The sequence below is a fragment of the Paenarthrobacter sp. 10L420 genome (genome assembly GCF_056395385.1).
In genome coordinates this window covers 97,668-116,781 of record NZ_JBFTJK010000005.1, presented here as the reverse complement: position 1 = coordinate 116,781, position 19,114 = coordinate 97,668, and the positions used below count along the sequence as shown (strand labels likewise).

At 61.8% G+C, this 19,114-nt stretch carries 18 protein-coding genes; 8 read left to right on the top strand and 10 right to left on the bottom strand.

Annotated features, from left to right (window positions below):
* Positions 1–7: 7 nt before the first annotated feature.
* On the bottom strand, positions 8–928 hold the full coding sequence (locus tag AC1DD5_RS10275; protein ID WP_442005066.1) for a ferritin-like domain-containing protein: 921 nt from the start codon (positions 926–928) through the stop codon (positions 8–10).
* A 338-nt stretch (positions 929–1,266) separates the two neighbouring features.
* On the opposite strand from AC1DD5_RS10275, the gene AC1DD5_RS10270 reads away from it, so the two are divergent.
* Entirely contained in the window at positions 1,267–1,974 is a 708-nt protein-coding gene (locus tag AC1DD5_RS10270) for an RNA polymerase sigma factor (protein ID WP_477521369.1), read from the top strand.
* 66 nt (positions 1,975–2,040) lie between these two features.
* Here AC1DD5_RS10270 and AC1DD5_RS10265 read toward each other — a convergent pair whose 3' ends face one another.
* From AC1DD5_RS10265 to trxA, 3 genes are all read right to left on the bottom strand, one after another.
* Complete coding sequence (locus tag AC1DD5_RS10265; protein WP_442005068.1) at positions 2,041–2,667, bottom strand: TetR/AcrR family transcriptional regulator; 627 nt, start codon at positions 2,665–2,667, stop codon at positions 2,041–2,043.
* Positions 2,654–3,136 (bottom strand): hypothetical protein, encoded by a 483-nt coding sequence (locus tag AC1DD5_RS10260; RefSeq protein WP_477521368.1) that lies wholly within the window; start codon positions 3,134–3,136, stop codon positions 2,654–2,656. The genes AC1DD5_RS10265 and AC1DD5_RS10260 overlap by 14 nt, the downstream gene beginning before the upstream one ends.
* A 98-nt stretch (positions 3,137–3,234) precedes the next feature.
* Positions 3,235–3,615, bottom strand: coding sequence for a thioredoxin (trxA, locus tag AC1DD5_RS10255; RefSeq protein WP_442005139.1), 381 nt, complete (start codon positions 3,613–3,615; stop codon positions 3,235–3,237).
* A gap of 470 nt (positions 3,616–4,085) precedes the next feature.
* Here trxA and AC1DD5_RS10250 point away from each other — a divergent pair, with 470 nt between their 5' ends.
* The 3 genes from AC1DD5_RS10250 to AC1DD5_RS10240 all read left to right on the top strand — a co-directional run bounded on the left by AC1DD5_RS10250 (position 4,086) and on the right by AC1DD5_RS10240 (position 5,873).
* Complete coding sequence (locus AC1DD5_RS10250; protein ID WP_477521367.1) at positions 4,086–4,574, top strand: GNAT family N-acetyltransferase; 489 nt, start codon at positions 4,086–4,088, stop codon at positions 4,572–4,574.
* A gap of 72 nt (positions 4,575–4,646) precedes the next feature.
* The gene (locus AC1DD5_RS10245; protein ID WP_477521366.1) at positions 4,647–4,874 is read left to right on the top strand and encodes a hypothetical protein; all 228 of its coding nucleotides are present in this window, start codon (positions 4,647–4,649) and stop codon (positions 4,872–4,874) included.
* A 45-nt stretch (positions 4,875–4,919) separates the two neighbouring features.
* Complete coding sequence (locus AC1DD5_RS10240; RefSeq protein ID WP_477521365.1) at positions 4,920–5,873, top strand: NADP-dependent oxidoreductase; 954 nt, start codon at positions 4,920–4,922, stop codon at positions 5,871–5,873.
* 43 nt (positions 5,874–5,916) lie between these two features.
* On the opposite strand, the gene AC1DD5_RS10235 is transcribed toward AC1DD5_RS10240, so the two are convergent.
* Both AC1DD5_RS10235 and AC1DD5_RS10230 read right to left on the bottom strand, forming a co-directional pair.
* Positions 5,917–8,301 carry a glycosyl hydrolase family 95 catalytic domain-containing protein gene (locus tag AC1DD5_RS10235; protein WP_477521364.1) on the bottom strand — a complete coding sequence of 795 codons (2,385 nt, stop codon included), beginning with the start codon at positions 8,299–8,301 and terminating at the stop codon, positions 5,917–5,919.
* A complete protein-coding gene (locus tag AC1DD5_RS10230; protein WP_477521363.1) occupies positions 8,301–9,302 on the bottom strand; it encodes a LacI family DNA-binding transcriptional regulator in 1,002 nt (333 codons plus the stop codon). The genes AC1DD5_RS10235 and AC1DD5_RS10230 overlap by 1 nt, the downstream gene beginning before the upstream one ends.
* A gap of 235 nt (positions 9,303–9,537) precedes the next feature.
* On the opposite strand from AC1DD5_RS10230, the gene AC1DD5_RS10225 reads away from it, so the two are divergent.
* The 4 genes from AC1DD5_RS10225 to AC1DD5_RS10210 all read left to right on the top strand — a co-directional run bounded on the left by AC1DD5_RS10225 (position 9,538) and on the right by AC1DD5_RS10210 (position 15,079).
* A complete protein-coding gene (locus AC1DD5_RS10225; RefSeq protein ID WP_477521362.1) occupies positions 9,538–10,809 on the top strand; it encodes an ABC transporter substrate-binding protein in 1,272 nt (423 codons plus the stop codon).
* Positions 10,810–10,875: 66 nt separating this feature from the next.
* Positions 10,876–11,835 (top strand): carbohydrate ABC transporter permease, encoded by a 960-nt coding sequence (locus AC1DD5_RS10220; RefSeq protein WP_477521361.1) that lies wholly within the window; start codon positions 10,876–10,878, stop codon positions 11,833–11,835.
* Complete coding sequence (locus AC1DD5_RS10215; RefSeq protein ID WP_477521360.1) at positions 11,835–12,740, top strand: carbohydrate ABC transporter permease; 906 nt, start codon at positions 11,835–11,837, stop codon at positions 12,738–12,740. The genes AC1DD5_RS10220 and AC1DD5_RS10215 overlap by 1 nt, the downstream gene beginning before the upstream one ends.
* Positions 12,740–15,079: a beta-glucosidase gene (locus tag AC1DD5_RS10210; protein ID WP_477521359.1), complete on the top strand. Its 2,340-nt coding sequence runs from the start codon at positions 12,740–12,742 to the stop codon at positions 15,077–15,079. Before AC1DD5_RS10215 ends, AC1DD5_RS10210 begins: the two co-directional genes overlap by 1 nt.
* Before the next feature lie 420 nt (positions 15,080–15,499).
* On the opposite strand, the gene AC1DD5_RS10205 is transcribed toward AC1DD5_RS10210, so the two are convergent.
* Genes AC1DD5_RS10205 through AC1DD5_RS10190 form a run of 4 tightly spaced genes read right to left on the bottom strand, consistent with a single transcriptional unit; the run spans position 15,500 to position 19,110 of the window.
* On the bottom strand, positions 15,500–16,321 hold the full coding sequence (locus AC1DD5_RS10205) for an HTD2 family dehydratase (RefSeq protein WP_477521358.1): 822 nt from the start codon (positions 16,319–16,321) through the stop codon (positions 15,500–15,502).
* A complete protein-coding gene (locus AC1DD5_RS10200) occupies positions 16,281–17,729 on the bottom strand; it encodes an MmgE/PrpD family protein (RefSeq protein WP_477521357.1) in 1,449 nt (482 codons plus the stop codon). Before AC1DD5_RS10200 ends, AC1DD5_RS10205 begins: the two co-directional genes overlap by 41 nt.
* Before the next feature lie 8 nt (positions 17,730–17,737).
* Complete coding sequence (locus tag AC1DD5_RS10195) at positions 17,738–18,922, bottom strand: cytochrome P450 (RefSeq protein WP_477521356.1); 1,185 nt, start codon at positions 18,920–18,922, stop codon at positions 17,738–17,740.
* Positions 18,919–19,110, bottom strand: coding sequence for a ferredoxin (locus AC1DD5_RS10190; protein WP_477521355.1), 192 nt, complete (start codon positions 19,108–19,110; stop codon positions 18,919–18,921). The genes AC1DD5_RS10195 and AC1DD5_RS10190 overlap by 4 nt, the downstream gene beginning before the upstream one ends.
* Positions 19,111–19,114 lie beyond the last annotated feature (4 nt).

Sequence of the window (19,114 nt, the reverse complement as noted above, 5' to 3'; positions counted from 1 at the left end):
GCTGCACTCAGTCCTCGCTCGGCCCGGTGCCGTGGACGATGTCTCCATTGAGTCCGTCGGGGTAGAAGCCGCCGGAGGTGCCTGATTGGGCGCCGAGGTAGACGATGTTGAGGATTTGCGCTGCGCTCCGGCCAAAGGTCCGGCCGTATGCGTCGGTTGGAACGAGGTTGGCCACGTCCCGGTTGCCGAGGTCCTGGTCATCGTCTCCGGGGCCGCTTACCGTGTTGCGGAGCGCGGAGATCTTGTGCACGACCTCGAACACGGAGTCGTCCGCGAGTCCTTCGCTGAAGAGGGTGGCACGGACGATTCCGGCGTGGTAGGCCTCCGTGGCCAGCAGGCCGGCTGCAGCGTCCAGGTAGGTCTTGTTCGAGATGAACGGTGCTGCCCCTTTGAAAGCGGTGACTCCCACGTCTTCGAAGAGGAAGGCGGCGAAGAGGAAGTTGCGGTCGTTGGCGTATGCGTCGAAGATCTGTCCGGGCTCGATCAACCCGGCAGCGGTGGCTGCAGCAGTGAAGCTGTGGTCGAGGGAGATGCGTGGCCGTGCAACGGCCGCGCCTCCGAGTGCGCTGCGGAGGAACGCGACATGGGCCTGCTCGTCCATGGCGATTTCGCGGGCAATGTTCTTGATCAAGGGACTGCGGAAATCGACCTGCCGGCCACCATAGACCTGGCCGGGAGTCCCGATCCCTCCCACCATGTCTTCGGGAAGTCCCTGCCCGGTTGCGCCACGAAGGTAGAACTCGGCCTCAAGGTACTCAAGGTTGAGGGCGAAGTTCAGGATGGAGGCATCGCTGGGCCCATCCTCAACTGTAGTGGCCGGCCCCGCGTTGGTCCCGGCTTCGGCAACCATGGCGGCCAATTTGACACGGTCCTGTGCGGTCTCTCCGCTGGCGTTAATGGCGTCGCTAATAAAACGGTTCTCAGACATCTGACTCCCTTACCCTTCTTTGAATCCGGTCATGCCCAAGGGCGACCGCTGACGTGCTCGAGGTGGCTGTCGAAACACTCCAACAGTTCTACCTTAAACAGGACGAAATAGTCCAGATATCGACGCGCCCGAAGCCAGCAGAACGCGATGACATCGAGGCCATATACGCAAATAAGACTTGCCGAACAAAGCCTTGAGACTCTAGTCCGGACTAAATAGTTCCATTTAGTGGGACGGGCAGATCAAACCAACTTCACCGACAAACCACGCGCCACAACGCGACGACGAACCTGCAGGAGCCATCAGCGGCACAGCCGCCTGCGCCCATGCTGAACCCGATGACGACAGAGCTATGGCGCACGCACCGATTTGGACTTACCGACATGGACATGGACTCCTCATCCTGGCTGAACGCACTCGGCGATGCCGGAAGCAAACGGGACGCGGCGTTGTCCCGGCTGCACAATATGTTGCTGAGGGTGGCTTTCCATGAGTCGTATCGCCGTGGACCCGCCTTCCGAATCAACGGGCCGGAGCTCGAGGACCTTGCACATCAGGCCGCCGATGATGCGATGGTTTCCCTACTTGAGAAACTCGACACTTTTCGCGGGGAGAGCAGATTCACCACCTGGGCTTACCGCTTTGTCGCGCTGGAGGTCTCGAACAAACTCGCCCGGCACTTAAGGCGTAGGCCATCCGTGTCCCTGGATGCCGAGGAATGGGAACAACTCCCTGCACTCTTCGGAGCGGACCCGCTCGCTCAGACACAGCAGCGGGAACTGATCACGGCCGTGCAGCGGGCAATGAACGAGACATTGACCCATCACCAGCGCCGCTTCTTCGTCGCGGTCGTGGTCAACGGTGTGTCAATCGACGCGATGGTGTGTAGATCTGGATCGAATCGGGGCGCGATCTACAAAACCATTTTCGATGCCCGGCGCAAAATCCGTGCCTACCTGATCGCCAACGAATATCTGGAAGGGGAGCCGGCATCTGGCCAATCCATCGAACACACGAAGGTGGAAGCTCATGTCCGGATGGCATGAGCGGCTTGAGCAGTTCGCTGGCACCGCGAGGATCAGAGCCTGATCCTCTGGCTTTGTCAGGGAGACTTAGTCAGTAGACAGGCTCTCGATATGAGAAAGCGCCATGTCAATCGATGTCGCCATGGGTGTTACATCCCGGGCGGTCTGTGCCAGCATGTATCCTCCTTGGACGGCACCCATGAGTCCGGTCGCGAGCTGCTCAATCGAGGCCTCAGGTGGAAGCGCACCACCATCCTGAAGCCTGCGCAACACGCCGGCCAGCAGTCCTTGCCACTCAGTAAAGAGCTGAGACACGGCGCGTCGGGCGGCATCGTCTTGATCGGAGACTTCGGCGGCCAGCGAGCCGAGCGCGCAGCCGTAGGCGCCATGTCGTAGTGCGTTGTTCTGGACCAAGGCATCGCGCCAGCGGCGCAGGCCCGTGACCGTGGAGACGTGGCCAAGAGCATCGCGCTCACGCTGGATGATGCGCGCGCCCACATGATCTACGACGGCCCGCACGAGTTCGTCTTTGCCTGCGAAATGGTGATACAGCTGCGACTTGCTCACTCCACTGGCCATTACAACGTCGTCGAGCGTGGTGGCCCCAACCCCCTGGACATAGATCAGCTCGGCCGCCGCGGCGACGATCTTTGCCCGCGTCTTTTCACCGCGCGCCGTGAGGCGCCTGCCACTGCGCGAGTCAACCGTTGTCATCACAAATCCATTTTATCGAACTGCTCGTTCCCGTCCGTGCGGGCGGGTCGTCATCCCCTGCCTCAAAAGACACGAGCGCAAGGTCGAGTGCGGCGTTGAGGGGCAGAGGGTCTTGAGCGATCTGACTCAGCGTGCTGCCTCCATGAAGCGCCGCAAGAATCAGAACAGCCGTCTTCTGAGGATCGACATCGCTCTTCGGACCTCGTGGGGAAGGGCACGGGTTCCGCCGCATGACGCCGGACCGGAGCAAACGATCCAACGCCTCGGCGAGGAGCTCGCGCCACTGATCGAGGAAGTCGGAGCGGTCACGCACGTCGCCGGTCTGGCGCAACGCCAACGCGTATGGGGACTGCGGGGTCATGAGCTCCTCGACGATGCGATGGCGCCAGCTGGTCAGCATCGCCCGGTCAGTGATCCCAGCCAGGTGAACTCTTTCGCGGGCCAAAACCTCCCCGAAGTATGTCCTCATCCCATCCTCCTTCCAGGTCGGCTCGATCGGCCGGGATGGCCTTCCCGGTTCCGGACCGGTCTTGTCCAGGTACGGGCTGGTTTCCGTTCCTGACGACGTCAATTCTCCGACAGGGACTTATTCGTCCCGGCGGCAATGGCAGTGCGAACCTCGCGCATGTCGAGGTTCTTGACGAACTCTACGACCTGCGCGAGAGCGGTAGCCCGAAGGGCGCCAACCTGATTGAAGACAAGGACTCCCTCACGAAACGCCATCAGCGTCGGGATGGAAGTGATGCCTGCGGCTGCTGCGACGCGCTGCTCCGCTTCGGTATCGAGCTTGCCGTGAACGATGCCAGGATTATCCTTTGCGGATCGCTCGAAGATTGGGCCGAACTGCTGGCAAGGGCCACACCACGGGGCCCAAAAATCAACGAGAACAATGTCGTTATCCTTAATGGTGGTCTCGAAATTATCGTCCCTGAGCTCGACGGTTGTCATAAATTCCTTCTCCTCGATACGCGTGCTAAACAGTGGGTCTTGCCGTGCTTTGGACGTGAAGTCGGGATAGGCCAAGGGCCCGCGCCACGGCGCTGTTGCGGGGGACGCACGATGAAGTCGTCCGCGCCGACGGCGTCGTTGCCGGTACATCCACGTCTGCAGCCTCCTGCTCTCGTTCGGTCGGCGTGACCGTACTCCCAGTGGTTCCCGCCATGCTGGCTCCCTATCAGTCCGGTTGTGGGCTGCACATACTTATATGCGTCGGTCCTTTGCGCCGTCTTACCAACAACCTCAACCGCGATCCTCTTTGGAACGACATCACCAGGGTGAGGATCCAGCCCCTTTCAAGGGCGCAACTCTTATCGATGTGTCGCGGTAAGACATGCCCGTTTTGTGCCGCTAACCTTGCAGATCCAAAAATGCGCTGTAGAAAAAAGCGTTTAGGTGATGGGTCGGATGTAAGGAGATGAATGATGAAGTCGATTGTGATGCCGGAACAGGCCTGGAAACGGGGGATTCCTTTTTCGATGTCAACCCGGGCAGGCGGGTCAAGACAAAGACGATCTTTCTACATCGGGCCGTACGGATACGGCATACCCTGCACAGTCAATCAGCGAAAGGACGCCTCAATGACCGCCTTCGAATTCCAAGTCGTCAACGACGAGAAAACCGGCATCTACGAGGCCATTCTCGGCGACACCGAAATCGCAGGGCTGCCCTACAACCTCGTCGACGACGATCGACTTGTGCTGCTGGCCACCTCAGTGTTCCCCAAGTTCCGTAAACAGGGAATCGCCACCGAGCTAATCCGCCGCGTCTTCGATGATGTGCGCGCACAAGGAAAAACGGTCACCATCATGTGCCCGATCGTTCGTACCTTCATCGAGCGCAACCCGCAGTACGCCGACCTCATCGACCCCAAGCACCCAGGAGTGATCAGAGGGTCACACGGATCCTAAACCCAACGCTCTGGGGGAGTGAAACGAGAAGTGTTGGAGACGTGCCGAATTTTCCAATTGAAAGGTCGAACGATGGCAATCGCATTTGGTTTTATCAAGCGAAATTTTCGTCCGGTTTGGTGGGCTTACGTCCTTTTGGGCCCCGCATCGCGGGGCGATTACTTCGCACCTATCGTGCATTCGCACGACGACTTCGAACAGGCATCTGAAGCGGACCTTGCCGGCTTCGAAGTGGAGACGGACACGCACGCGTACCGCTACGCGGTACGGCGGGACGACCTTCCGAACGAACACCTCTGAGATCACGGAGGGAGCTACAGCTGGCGCTCAACGCAAGGATCAACTATGAGTCATGAGACAAGACAACAGACAGGCAACCAAATGAAGGCGATAGTGGTAACGGATCAGGCCGCAGGGGCGGTCGGAATGAGGCTGCTGGAGCGTCCAGAGCCAGCCGCGGCAATCAACGACGTCATCGTTGAGGTCCATGCGTCGGGATACGTACCGACTGAGGTGGAGTGGTCGTCTACCTGGACGGATCGGGCCGGACGTGAGCGGTCGCCGTCGATCATCGGACACGAACTGGCTGGAGTGGTGACGGCCCTTGGTTATGGCACTACAGGGCTTTCGCTGGGACAGCGGGTGTTTGGTATCTCGGACTGGCATCGTGATGGCACCCTAGCGGAGTATGTGGCTGTCGAGGCACGCAACCTTGCGCCCTTGCCGGGCGATGTCGACTTCCAGGTCGGTGCGAGCCTGCCGATCTCGGGCCTCACAGCCTGGCAGGGGCTGTTCGTGCACGGCCGCCTCCAGCCGGGGCAGACCCTCCTCGCGCATGGGGCGGCCGGCGCTGTGGGGACCATGGTGACACAGCTCGCGCGCGAGGCCGGTGCCTATGTCATCGGCACCGGACGCGCCGCCGACCGTCAGAAGGCGCTTGACTTCGGCTCTCACGAGTTCTTGGATCTCGACAATGGCACCCTCGAAGACATCGGCGCAGTCGACCTGGTGTTCGACGTCATCGGCGGGGACATCCAGAAGCGGTCCGCAAACCTAATCCGGGCCGGGGGAACGCTGGTGACCGTCACCGGGCTGGCCGACGCGCGGCCCAGAGACGGGCTGGCGGTCGACTTCGTGGTCGAGTCCATTCCCGCCCAACTGACCGAGATCGCCCAGCGCGTGCGGGATGGCCGGCTGCGAACGAACATCGGGAACGTCTCTATTCTCGACGACGCCATTGCCGCCCTCAACCCGACCGAGCGACGAAAGGGCAAGACCATCATCACCGTTCGTTCATAGGCACTCCGCACGCTGATTGGTGGTCGACCGCCCGCCGGAGTTCCTAGCTCCGCAGCCATTCCAGCTCGACGTGTAGCGGACGCTCGCCGATGGTGAGCTGTCCGCCCGCCAATGGCTCGCCGTCAACGCGGATCGACGCCGGCCGGGGGAGCCGCACCCGCGTCCCCGCCAACGGTGCCAGCCACCCCGCTCCAGGAAGTCGATGCACGGTGAAGGAGGCACCGTGCCTGTCCCAGCTGAGATGGTCGATGGCGAGCCCTCCGCGTGCGCGAAGTCCCGTCACGGACCCGCGCGGCCATGCGGCAGGTACCGCCGGCAGTACTGACAGCGAGTCGGTGGTGGACCCGAGCAACATCGAGGCGACGAGTCCTGGAAGACCTCCGCTTGCGTCCAGGTTGAAAATCCTGCCCGCATCGTGCGTTGTTGTGAGCGTCGGGCTCCAATGATCGATCGCGAGCCAGTTGATGCAGGTCTCCGCCGCCGCAGCATCACCGAGCGCTGCAGCGGCCATCCCGAGCTGGACGAGGCCGAAAGCCATCTCCATACGTCCAGGCGGCGCGGTGGGCGCCTCAGCACGCCACGCTATCTTGTTCCTCACCGTTTCAGAGGCGGCTGCACGCAATCGCGTCGCCTCCTCGCCGTCGCCATCAAAGGCCGGATCAATCTCGTACCACAGCGGGTAAAGCTGGGAGGCGTGGCGGTGCGCGATGTTCTCGTTCCACTGTGGGTCAAGCCATTCGGCAAGTGTGCCGTCGCCTGCGACGCGATAGGCCGGCAGGTGGCGCAGGACATGTGACCATCGTTCATCCAAGGAGTCGTCGCCCCGGGCCCGGCCAAGCAGTCTGGTCGCCCGGGCAGCATCGCGGAGAATGGCGACGTCGATCGTCGCGTCAGTCGCGAGGGGGACCCGGGCGCTTCCCGGTGTGTTTTCGGGTGAGTAAGAGGGGACAATCCTGCGCACGCCGTCGACTTCAGGAAATGCGGTTTCGGCAAAACGGAGGACTCCTTCGGCCAGTTCCCACACTCTGTCGTCCACGATCGATCGATCGCCGGTAGTGGCCACGGCATCGGCTATGACCCGCAGAACCCACCCGCCGCACCCGGTCCAGAACAGGTGGGGATATTGCTCGGCGAAATGGTTGGTGCGGCCGTGGGTCGACATCCGCGACGGTAGTAGCATTCCCTCGGCACCGAAGACCAGTCGTGCGTTATCCCGGTAGTCGTCAAGATGCGGGAGTACGAGGTTGAGGAGCGACAGGGCAAGCTCCGGGGTGCCTGTTGGAGTCATACCTGCCATGGCGCCATTCTGTACGTTGCCGTTCAGGGTGTAGTCGGCCGACCAAGCAGGCCGCCAGGTTCCCTGCCAGACACCCTGGAGGGTCGGCGGCAGCTCGCCGGTGGAGGCGATGATGTTCGCCCGTCCGCTCAAATACGCTGCCTCGACCACCCGGCGGAGCGCATTTTCGTCACCGATGCGGGCCTTTGCCCATAGTTCCTCGGTTCGTGTCTCGGACGAGCCGCTTTGCAGATCGAGCATTGACGCGGCAGCGAGGGGATAACGCGCTTCCCGCTGCTCGTTGCGGACTTCATCCCACGACGCCGGAATGGCGCCGGCCGCTTTGGCGTTTCGCCCGGTGGTCGGCAGCGCGATGTCGACGCGGATCAGCCGAGGGACGTCGGGCCCCGTCTGTGCATCCGAGCGTGTAACGTCTCCATCGACCTCCCACGTCGTCCCCGTCACTGCCGTAACGGCAGCACGGATGGCAGTGGGCCCATCGCCTGCAGAAGCCACGAGTAAGCCACGGGCCCCGCCCTCGAAAATCGCATTGACAGCGGCTGAAGCGTCGGGAACCCCGGTATCAAAGGACGTCGGCTCGCCGGCACCCAGGCTTAGCTCGACCATGCTGGTGCTCTCCCATTCCGACTCGAGCGCAAGCAGGACAGACTCGCTACCGTGCGGGGCGATGAGCCGGAGCGCGTGCCGCCTAAGTTCGAGGTCGGTCCACTCAACCGCGATCTCGCCAAGAAGCGGATCTATGGTCCGCTGCGACATAGAGACGCCGCCGGGGGTATGTATAGTCAGTGTCGCGCAGAGACCAAGTGGGTCCGTCCAGATCAGGTCGTCGCCATACCCGCTGGCGCGGACGCCGTCGCTGAGCGCGCCGCTTGCGGCGTCGGCATCAGCACAGAGGAGGGCGTCCCGCAGCCGCCCACGCACAGGAGCGAGGTCGGGTGCGTCAGGTCGGGGATTCACGGGGAGGAAGTAGCCCTCGTGCGCGAGGGAAATGGTGATGGCGTCGGCCGGACCGTACGCGACGGCACCGACCCGACCACTGCCGACGATAAGCCCTTCCTCCCAGGTAAGCGCCTTCGTGGCCGTCACAAAGACGGGTCCCTGTTGTGCGGGGGCAGCGGGAAGGCCAGTCATTAAGCCGACTCTCGCTGCACGAGGGAAGTGCTAAGAATCGGCCGTCGGTCGACTTCGCGCCCTCGCAGGACCGCGAGGATGGTCTCCGCGGCGACGTGGCCCATATCCTCCAACGGCTGCCGAACTGTTGTGAGTGTTGGATCCATGGTGGTCGCGATGGTGACGTCGTCGAAGCCGATCACGGCGACGTCGGACGGAACGCGTCGACCCGCTGCCTGGAGGACCCGAATCGCCCCGCTCGCCATCAGGTCGGAGGACGCGAAAACGCCGTCGAGGTCCGGGTATCGCTTGAGGAGCCGCGCCATCGCAGCTGAACCGCTCATCAGGGTGAAGTCGCCATGCACGATCGGGCTGTGGTCGATGCCGAGCTGCGTGAGCTCGTCGCGCCAACCCCTGATACGCTCGCGGGCTGGCTCCATATCGTTCGGGCCAGCAATGATGCCCAGTCGTCGCCGTCCGGCGTCGGCAAGCGCCCGGGCAGCGAGCCTTCCGCCACCGTAGTTGTCAGAGTCGATGACGATCGCGTCGGGAGCAAGTGGGACGCGGGGTTGCCCAACCCACGCGATCGGAATGGGGGAGTCCGTGAGCACCTGCGCCAGATGCGTGATCTCGTGCTGAAGGATGACGATCGCACCGTCGATCGCCCCCGAGCGCAGAAACCGTGGGATACGGTCGCCCTCGTCGTGGTCGGCCGGGACCAGTATGGGTTGGACTTCGCCGGCGTAAAGGCCCTTCGCAGCGCCCTTGAGCACCGAAGTGAAGAACGTGCCTGTCAGGCTGTCAAGCTCGTTGAAGGCGACGATGAGAGCGATCGCCCCCGCGCGCCCGCCGCGCAGCATGCGTGCTGCACTGTTGGTCTCATAGCCCAACTCCTTTGCGGCGTGCTCGACAGCCGCTGCCATCGTGACGTCGACATTCGTCTCACCGGCGAGTACCCGCGCAGCCGTGGCACGGGACACGCCCGCCATTTTGGCAACATCCACCAGGGTGGGTCTTGGCATTGTACATCCTTCTGAAGGTTGTCGACGGCGGACCTTGGTTCATCGAAACGCGTCCCATTGGCGAAACTTTGTTATCCAACAGTATAGAGATCGATACCCCGACGATTGAAGTGTTGTCCCAAAAAGCTATTGCGTGGCGCCAAACTGCAAGCTACGGTTGGCCCAGAGATCGTTCTCTGGCCCCAGACTGAACGCTCTGAAATCCCTTCCAAGTCCCCAAAGAAGAGGAATTGTCGTGAAAAGAAGCTTGTCGGCGATAATCGCCGCTGCAGCAGCACTTGCCGTCGCTCTCACCGGATGCTCCTCCGGCGGCAGCGGAAAAGCAGCCGATCCGAATGCGGAGGTTTCCTTCTGGTCCTTCACCGGGATCAACGCGAAGGACAGCGTCAATGAGTACGCCAAGAAGGTGCCCGGCGCGAAGGTCAAGCTGACTGAGGTCGGAAGCACCACCGAGACTGCAACTGCCCTCACCGCCGCGCTGGCCGGGGGCAAGGTCCCCGATCTCGTCATGATCCAGAATGACGATTTGCCCAAGTTCGTCGAGAACAGCACCAACTTCCTGGACCTGCGAAAGCTGGGCGGTGACAACATCGCCCACGACTATCTCGACTGGGCCGCGGGTGCTGCGACCGCGCCGGACGGCTCCGTCATCGGCATTCCGACGGATGTCGGAGGACTGGGTTTCGCCTACCGTGCGGACCTCTTCGAGCAGGCCGGCCTGCCGACGAACCCTGATGAGGTCGCTGCCATGTGGAAGGATTGGCCCTCGTTCATCGAGATGGGACGGAAGTACACCGCCGCCACGGGTAAGCCTTTCGTGGACAATATTGAGACCAGCGTCTTCTTCTCGACCGTTAACCAGGTCAGTGAGAAGTACTATTCGGACGAGGGAAAGCTCGTCTACGACACGAACCCCCAGGTGAAAGACGCGTTCGACGTCGCGGTCAAAACCCACGACGCCGGCATCAGTGCAGGTATTGCGGCGTGGTCCTCGGGCTGGGCTCCAGGCCGTGCGAACGGTGCCTTTGCCGTCACCATTGCTCCCTCATGGATCCTCAAGGGCATCAAGACTGATGCCCCTGACACCGCGGGCAAGTGGCGCATCGCCAGCGTGCCCGGCGTCGGTGGCAACTGGGGTGGCAGCGTCATTGCCATCCCGGCCCGCGCGGAGCACCCCGAGGCCGCCTGGCAGTACATCAAGACAATGATGTCGGCTGAGGGTCAAACGGACCACTTCACACAGTCGGGCACCTTCCCGGCGGCGACCTCCGCCGTCGCAAGCCAGTCAGTCCTGGACTACTCCGACCCCTTCTTCGGAGACTCGAAGATCGGAAAGGTTATGGCCACCTCCGTCCAGCACTTCCCGTCGTTCTATAACGGCCCCGACACCACCCCGATCAACGGTGCGCTCCTGAACACCCTCGTCCAGCTGGAAGCCGGCGGTGTCACTTCCGATAAAGCCTGGACGACCGCCCTCCAGACGGCCAAGCAGGCCATCGGCGGCTGATCGTCCCACCCACCCGAGTGGCCCGGTGCGGACAGGGCCGGGCCACTCTTCGACGGAGGTACACCTATGTCATCGGCGACAGCCACTCTCTCCCGCAAACAGCGCAAAGCCCCGATTCAGAAGGCCACGCGGATCCGTAACCCGCTCGCTGAGCGAATCGCTCCCTACGCGTACGTTGCGCCCTTTTTCATCATCTTCATTGTCTTTGGACTTTTCCCCCTCGTCTTCACCTTTTACGTCTCGCTTTTCGACTGGAATCCCATTGGAAAGCAGACCTTCGTCGGCTTTAAGAACTTTGAGCAGCTCTTCGCCGACGGACGGTTCTGGAATGCGCTACTGAACACGTTTGGGATCTTCCTGATCTCGACGATCCCGCAGCTGCTCCTAGCGCTTTTTCTCGCGCACCTGCTCAACCATGCGCGTCTTCGCTGGGCGAACTTCTTTCGCATGGCACTGCTGGTTCCTTACATCACCTCAGTGGCAGCGACCGCGATCGTCTTCGCTCAGATCTTCGACAAGAACTTTGGCCTCATCAACTGGTTCCTAGGACTGTTCGGGCTCCCGTCGGTGAACTTCCTTGCCACCAACTACGGCTCCTGGATCCTCATCTCGGCAATGGTGATGTGGCGCTGGTTCGGGTACAACACCCTGCTTTACCTGGCTGGATTGCAATCGATGCCCCGGGAGATGTTCGAGGCGGCCTCCGTGGACGGCGCTTCGAGCTGGCAGCAGTTCCGGCATCTGACGATCCCATCGCTGCGTCCCATCATCGTGTTCAGTGTCATCATGTCAACCATCGGTGGGCTGCAAATCTTCACGGAGCCGCTTCTCGTATCGCCCGAATCCGGCCTCACCTGCGGGGCGGGCCGACAGTGCCAGACTCTTTCCCTCTTTCTTTATGAGCAGGGTTTTGGCCTCTTCAAGTTTGGCTATGGTTCCGCAATCGGCGTCGTGCTGTTTGTGATCGTGGTTCTCGTATCGCTCCTTAACTTCTTCCTGTCCACACGTACGAGAAAGGCCAGCTGATGTCCGATGTAATCGATGAGGTTATCCCGCAGCGCCTGGCCGTCCGTGGGGTGAAACCGGGCCGCCAACCCAAGCGGCGCGGCAAGGGCGGCGGAGTCAGCCGGCGCGTGTACATGTTCCTCGCCCTCGCCGTCATCGTGTCGGTGTTCCCGCTGTACTACATGTTCGTCATCGCGTCTGCGGGAGCCACAGCTGTGACCTCAATCCCGCCCCGAATGTATCCGGGCACGCAGTTCTTCGAGGTCGCCGCGAAGGTGTTCGACACCGTCCCGTTCTTCGCTTCGCTGATCAACAGTATTTTCGTCTCGCTCACAATCGCGGTCGTTTCCGCGATCATGTGCGCGATGGCGGGCTTCGCATTCGCCAAGCTTCAGTTCCCCGGCCGGAATTTGTTGTTCCTCATCGTCCTGTTGACGATGACTGTCCCTGCGCAGCTCAGTGTGATTCCGCAGTATCTGATCATTTCCGGACTTGATTGGGTGGACACGCTGCAAGCAATCATCGTGCCTGGGCTGGCCAGTGCGTTTGGTATCTTCTGGATGCGTCAACATATGGCGACCACCGTGAGCGACGAGCTTATCCAGTCGGCCCGGATTGACGGTGCTAATTCGTGGCAGATGTTCTGGGGGATCGCATTCCCGGTGGTGCGTCCGGCCGCGTTTGTGCTTGGACTGATTACGTTCACCAGCGTGTGGAACGACTTCATGTGGCCATTCATTGTCCTGAAGTCCCCGGAGCTGTTCACTGTGCAGATCGCGCTGAAACAACTCCAGGCCAACCGTACGATTGACGTTGCGTTGGCCATGGGCGGCTCGTTCCTGGCTACGCTGCCCCTGCTGATCGTGTTCTTTTTTGTCGGCCGGCGCATGGTGTCCGGGATCATGGATGGGGCGTTCAAGGGCTGATGCTGCACAATATTTCCAGCGCAAATGCATTGCCCATCACCGGTTCTGCGGATAGCCCCGGTCAGCAGGGCTGGCGGGATCGCTCTCTCCCTGCTTGGGAACGCGCTTGCTTGCTTACCGCCGAGCTGACCCTTGAAGAGAAAGCCGCCCAGCTAGGATCCGTTTGGCTTACCGATTCCGCTGACGACTTCGCGCCCAAGCTGGAGGGCGGTGTTGAGTCCGGCGCCGATCGGTTTGAGGGTGGACTCGGGCAGCTGACTCGCGTTTTCGGCACGGAACCGGTCACTGTCGCGGAGGGAGTGCGCCGTCTGCGCGAATTACAGGAGCGCGTCGTTGATTCCAACCGCTTCGGCATTCCAGCCATCGCACACGAGGAGTGCCTCACCGGGCTTGCAGCCTATGGCGCCACGGCATTCCCGACGCCGCTCGCCTGGGCGGCCACCTTCAATGAGGAACTGGTCCATCGGATGGCGGAAGCTATCGGCTCCGACATGCGCGCACTCGGCATCCATCAAGGTCTCGCTCCCGTGGTGGATGTGGTGAAGGACTACCGCTGGGGCCGGGTTGAAGAGACCCTCGGTGAAGACCCTTACCTCGTGTCGCAACTGGGTGCCGCATACGTAGCCGGACTGGAGAGCACGGGGATCATTTCGACGCTGAAGCACTTCGCCGGCTACTCAGCATCCCGCGGTGCCCGTAACCACGGCCCCGTCAGCATGGGTGCGCGTGAGTTCGCTGACACTGTACTACTGCCATTTGAGGCCGCGCTGCGCCAAGGAGGTGCCCGCAGTGTCATGACGTCGTATACGGATATCGACGGCGTGCCGAGCAGTTCAAACGGGCAACTCCTGACGACGTTGCTGCGGGACCGTTGGGGCTTCGAGGGCACCGTGGTGGCGGACTACTGGGCTGTGCCGTTCCTCTCAGCCATGCATCACGTCGCGGTTGATACGGCCGACGCGGGCCGCCTTGCCCTGAGCGCAGGAGTCGACGTCGAACTTCCGCAGACAGCGGCGTATGGTGAGTTGCCGCGCTTGATCCGAGAGGGCGTCGTGGACGAACACGACCTCGATCGCTCGGTCCAGCGCCACCTCCGGCACAAGTTCGAGCTGGGGCTGTTCGATGACGTACACCTTGTGCCGCTCGATGCCGAAAGCGTCGATCTCGACAGCGAGCACAATCGGTCGATTTCATCGCGGCTTGCAGAGGAGTCCGTAGTGCTGCTGCGTGACGAGGGCGCTCTTGCGCTTCTCGGCTCGGGGAACATCGCGGTCCTCGGCCCGGCGGCTGACCAATTCCGCAGCCTCGTTGGATGCTACGCGTTCCCCAACCATGTACTTTCGAAATACCCTGGCCACGATCTCGGCATCAGGATTCAGACTGTGCTGGCCGCTGTCAGCGACGAGTTCGGAGCGGACCGGGTGCAATTCAAGGCTGGGGCTGAAATAACGTCCGAGGACTCCGACGCCCTCTCCGCAGCTGTTGCGCTTGCCCGCGACAGCGACGTAGCGATCGTGGTGGTTGGAGACATTGCCGGGCTGTTCGGCGACGGCACCTCAGGCGAAGGCTGCGACGCCGCGGACCTTCGGTTGCCCGGCGGACAGGATGCACTCGTCACCGCCATTCTCGACACTGGAGTGCCCACTGTCCTGGTCGTCTTGTCCGGCCGCCCGTACGCCCTTGGTGCCTACGGGAAGGCGCGTGCCATTATCCAAGCATTCTTCCCCGGAGCCGATGGCGCCGCTGCGGTTGCCGGAGTGCTGTCCGGTCGCGTCCCGGCAACAGGACGCCTGCCCGTGCAGATTCCGCGCTTTCCCTACGCCTCGATGACGTACCTGCAGCCAGCGCTCGGGCTCTCGAATCCCGGGATCACCTCCCTGGACAACACGCCGCTGTACCCGTTCGGGTTCGGGCTCACTCGGGGCACGATCGTCTACGAAAACATCACCGTTGCCGCGAACCTCAGCACTGATGGCTCGCTCGTCGTGGACGTGACGATACGCAACGACGGCGATAACACCGTGGAGGTCGTCCAGCTCTACGCCGCGTTCCCGTCCGCCCCAGTGGTGCGCCCGGCCGTACAACTCATCGGATACGCACGGATCCCGATCGGATCCTCTGAATCGCGGACAGTCTCCTTCCACGTAGATGCAGCCCGACTCGCGATCACAGGTGTTGACGGGACGCTGGGAGTGGACCCCGGTCCGCTGCGGCTCATCGCCGGCCCCTCGGCTGCCGAGGCCGCGGTAACAGCTGAGGTGACCATCGTCGGCGAACGACGACTGCTGGCCGAGCGCGTCCTGCGCACACCCTGGTCGATCAGCGCCGCGACTGGCTAGATGGAGAGGTTCTTCCCGGCTCGGGCTCGACCTGCATTCCGTGAGGGGGAGACCGGCAAGCCTTCAGTCACGGCAGTCGGGCCAGAGTTGGCGGCTCGTTTCCTGAATGCCAAAGCCACAGGATTTGGGTCGCGGGTCCGTTTCGGAGGGAGTCCTGCACCCCGTCGTCGGATGTGCGGCTCCGCTCGGCACTTTGACCGGTGAGCTTCCCTTGGGGGCTCCGCCAAAGTTAGGGGTGACTGTTATCCGCTTCATGGCTCCTCCTGCATCCTTGCTGGTTCAACCATGCTGCAGCTGGATCAAGAGTTCCCCTGGTTTTGCGCAGCTTCGGCAAAGTTTATGGACAGGAAAAGGGGCAAGTCATAGGGGGGAGGGTCAGGGCGTAGCTTTGTAGCAACGCCATCTTGTTCTTCCGGCCTGCTAGATCCCGGACAAACTGCTGACTGCGCAGATTGCTCCTCCGGCGCTCCGCGCCTCGGCGCCGTTGGCCAGGCCATCCGGCCCCGGGACGATCGAGAATGTCTGGCGTTTGGTCATCGGGGAGGCCAGCCGGTAGCTAAAGGTTTTACCCGTCAGGTCGATTCCTTCACGGCGCATGTGCTCGCCCATCATCAGAGCCAGAAGAGGACCGTGGATCACCAGGCCGTCGTAGCCCTCATTCAGGCACCAGTCGAGGTCGTAGTGAATCCTGTGTGCGTTGTACGTCAGTGCGGAGAATCGGAACAGCAGTCGTTCATCGGCGGCTTGCTCCAGCACAGGGCCCTTGGGTGGGGGCGGCGGGGTTTGCGGGTCGGGTAAGGGGGCGCTGCCCGGGGCCCGGTAGACAATGTCCTGTTCTTCGCGGATCACCAGACTATTGTTTTGGAAGACTTCGTGGCGAACGGTGGTGAATGTAAGTGGCCCTGTGCGGCCGGCCTTCTCGACTGATCCGGCCACGGCAATGACTTTTGTGGCCGGGGTTCCGATCTTGAGTTGGCCGAAGGTTGAGACGCGACCCCCGGCAAACATTCTGCGCCGCCCCGGCCCAGGTGGGGCCGGAATACCCACAGTGGGATGACCATCCGGCCCCAGGTCGCTCTGCCGGTTGCGCTCCAGAAGGTAGAGCCAGTGCCATAGTGGAGGGACTGTTGTGCCCTCGTCGAAGGGCACGTCAATATCCAGTGCGGCCGCAAGGGATTCAACGGGTTCCGCGGCGATGAGTTCAGTGCGTTCGACCCGCTCGGTCAAGGTAGTTGTTGTCATAGTGAGTCTCACTCCAGATGGGTAGAGGGGTTGCGCTGAGGGCGTTGATCAGTTTGTCGAGGGTGGATGCTGAATCCAGGTTCTCCACCGCCTCGATTAGCTGCGCTGCGGCCTCGTTGCCGTAGGGGCGCAGAAGGGCCTGTGCTTTGGCGACGACTTCAGCGTGGGTCATGGGGTTCTTTTCGGAGCCTTTGGCATCGGTGGGGTTTCCGGCGAGGAGCGTAATTTTTTCGCCGGACTTCAGGTCAAAATCGAGGCGGGGCCCGTCCTCCAGTTGGATGGAGGAGTCCAACACCATCGAGATCTTGGCGAAGGTCTCTTGGATCCGGGGTTCCGAAATGCGCGGTGGGTCGAATTGCTCCAACCCTACTGAGCGGTTCTCCAGCGCCACGCTGATGGCGTAGGGCAAGCTGAATTGGGCATCAAACACGGTCTCGATGGGGTCAACATTGAGCATGTTGATCGCAGTTTCGCCTGCGGTCACGGTGATGGAGAGTACATCGGAGGGTTGCAGATCGCGTTCAGCGATCAGCTTCAGCACTGCGTCAACCGCTGAGTGGCTGCCTCGGCAACAGGCATAGGGCTTGAGATAGGACGTGGAGACGTTGAAGGTCTCACCAAGACCTGCAGTGACCCGTTCCGGGAAGCCCCGGCCGTCCCCATAGGTGGCAAAAATCCCACCCCATGGAGCCTCGAAGAGCCGATGAGGGCCCGTAATGCCCGCTCGGGCCAAAAACGCTGCGTCGATTCCTGACTCGCCGGCTTTGCCTGGGTGCACCCGCTTGGTCCATGCGCCATCTTCTATGAAGGCCCAGACCCCTCCAGTGAATGAGCCGGCAATGCCGAGCGCATTCGCGAAGGTGTCCGCGTCAAGATGCAGGATTTTGGCGCACGCGGCAGCCGCAGCAAACGTGCCAAACGTCCCCGTAGAGTGCCAGCCCCGGTCGGTATGCGCGGCAAATCCGCCTATGCCCTGCAAGAGCCGATAACTGACGTCGTAGCCCGCGCAGGCGGCGACGATCAAGTCCTTGCCGCTTGCGCCGACCAGTTCTGCGGCAGCGATCGCGGCTGGCAAAGTTGCCGAACCAGCGTGTCCGGGGCCGCCGCCGTCGTCGAAGTCCCGTGCGTGGGCCGAGGTTCCATTGGCAAGTGCCGCGTGGGCCGGGTTCAGCCGTCCGCGGGTGCCCCAGATGAGGCATGGACCACCGTTTGACATACCGGAGAGGGCGTTGCGGACACGGCGCGATTCCTCCGAGGGGATACCTGCCATAGCCACGGCCAGTGTGTCGAGGATGTGGTCTTTCATAGCGGAAACCACATCCCGTGGGAGGTCGTCGTAGGTGGTTCCGGACCAGTATTCGGAGAGAACTTCTGTGATGGATGGTTGGGAGCGGGATTCAGGTGACATGAATGACCTCAGCTTCGGGGGCCAAGGTGGACGGTTAGTTTCTTAATCGTCCACCGCCCGGCGGTCTGGCTTATGGCTGATTCGGGTTCGACGACGCTGGCCTGGGGGTAGTGGCGCGCGAGGTGTGAGACGACCTCTTCGATTTCCACCTTTGCCAGTCCTTGACCCAGGCAGTTGTGCGGGCCCGTGCTGAACGTGAGTGGCTGGTTTCGCTCGCGGCCCAGGACGAATTCGCCGGGGTTTTCGAACCGTTCAGGGTCTCGGTTGGCTGACCAGACGGCCACGTGCACATCGGCGCCGGCCGGGATGGTGACCCCGCCAACCTCCATGTCCTCCGTCGCAATCTTGCTGATAACACCGGTCCGGGGATACAGGCGGAGCGCTTCCACCACTGCCGTAGGTATCCACGTGGGGTCGGCAACAATCTGCTCCCAGACTTCCCTGTTACGCAGTAAATTCCACACCACCAGGCCGATCTGGTGGCCCGTGTTCACGGAACTTGCTTCAAGCATCGAGGTTGCCTCGTCGAACAGTTCCTGTGCGGTGAGCTTTCCCTCGTCTGCGAGTGTCATCAGGTGGGAGAGCATGTCGTCGCCAAGGCCGTGGCCACGCTTTCGCTTCATCAGATCATTGAGGTACCGGAACAGTTCGTCGTAGGCCGCGAGGATGTCGGTTTTCAGGCTGGGATCCCTCGCCAGAAGCGCCAATGTCCGTTCGGACAATTCCTGTACCTTGGGTGCGTCGGATTGCGGAGCTCCCGCTAAATGGCAGTAAACCAAGGAGGGGATTCTGCGATCAACCCCGGCATGAAAATCCACCGGCTTCGTGTCCTTGAGGTCGTTGAAGATGCCTGTCACGATGTCCGTGAGGACGTCGCGGGTGTTCTGCACTGTTGCCGGGCCCATGAAACGTGCAAGCGGAGTCCGTAAGCGCAGTTGCTGGGCTCCGTCTTGCATGATGATGCTGCGGGCTCGAAATCCGTGGACAGAGCCGTCGTTGATGCCGAACTCTTCCATCAGGCGCAATGCTGAGTTGGCAAACCGTGGATTGCGCAGCACCTCGGTAGAGAGTTGGTAGGACAGAACGGCGTAGCCACCGGATCCGACCGCGATTCCTCCATCGGGAAGCGCGCCGCCCTGGTGGTGGGTAGCCTGTGGGGAGAACAGTTCGAATGCTGGCACTGTGGTTGTCATGACCGCGAAATCGCCCCCATCGGGCAGCAAAGGATGACTTCTTCAAGTTCGCTTTCGCGATCGTCTTCGACGTCGGAAGCCAGCTGTACCAGCGAGCCATCCTTCTCTATGTGGAACACGTCCGGCATTAAGGCTGCGCAGGTGCCGTTGGCATCGCAGCGCTGCAGGTCCACGTTGACTTTAATCATGGGG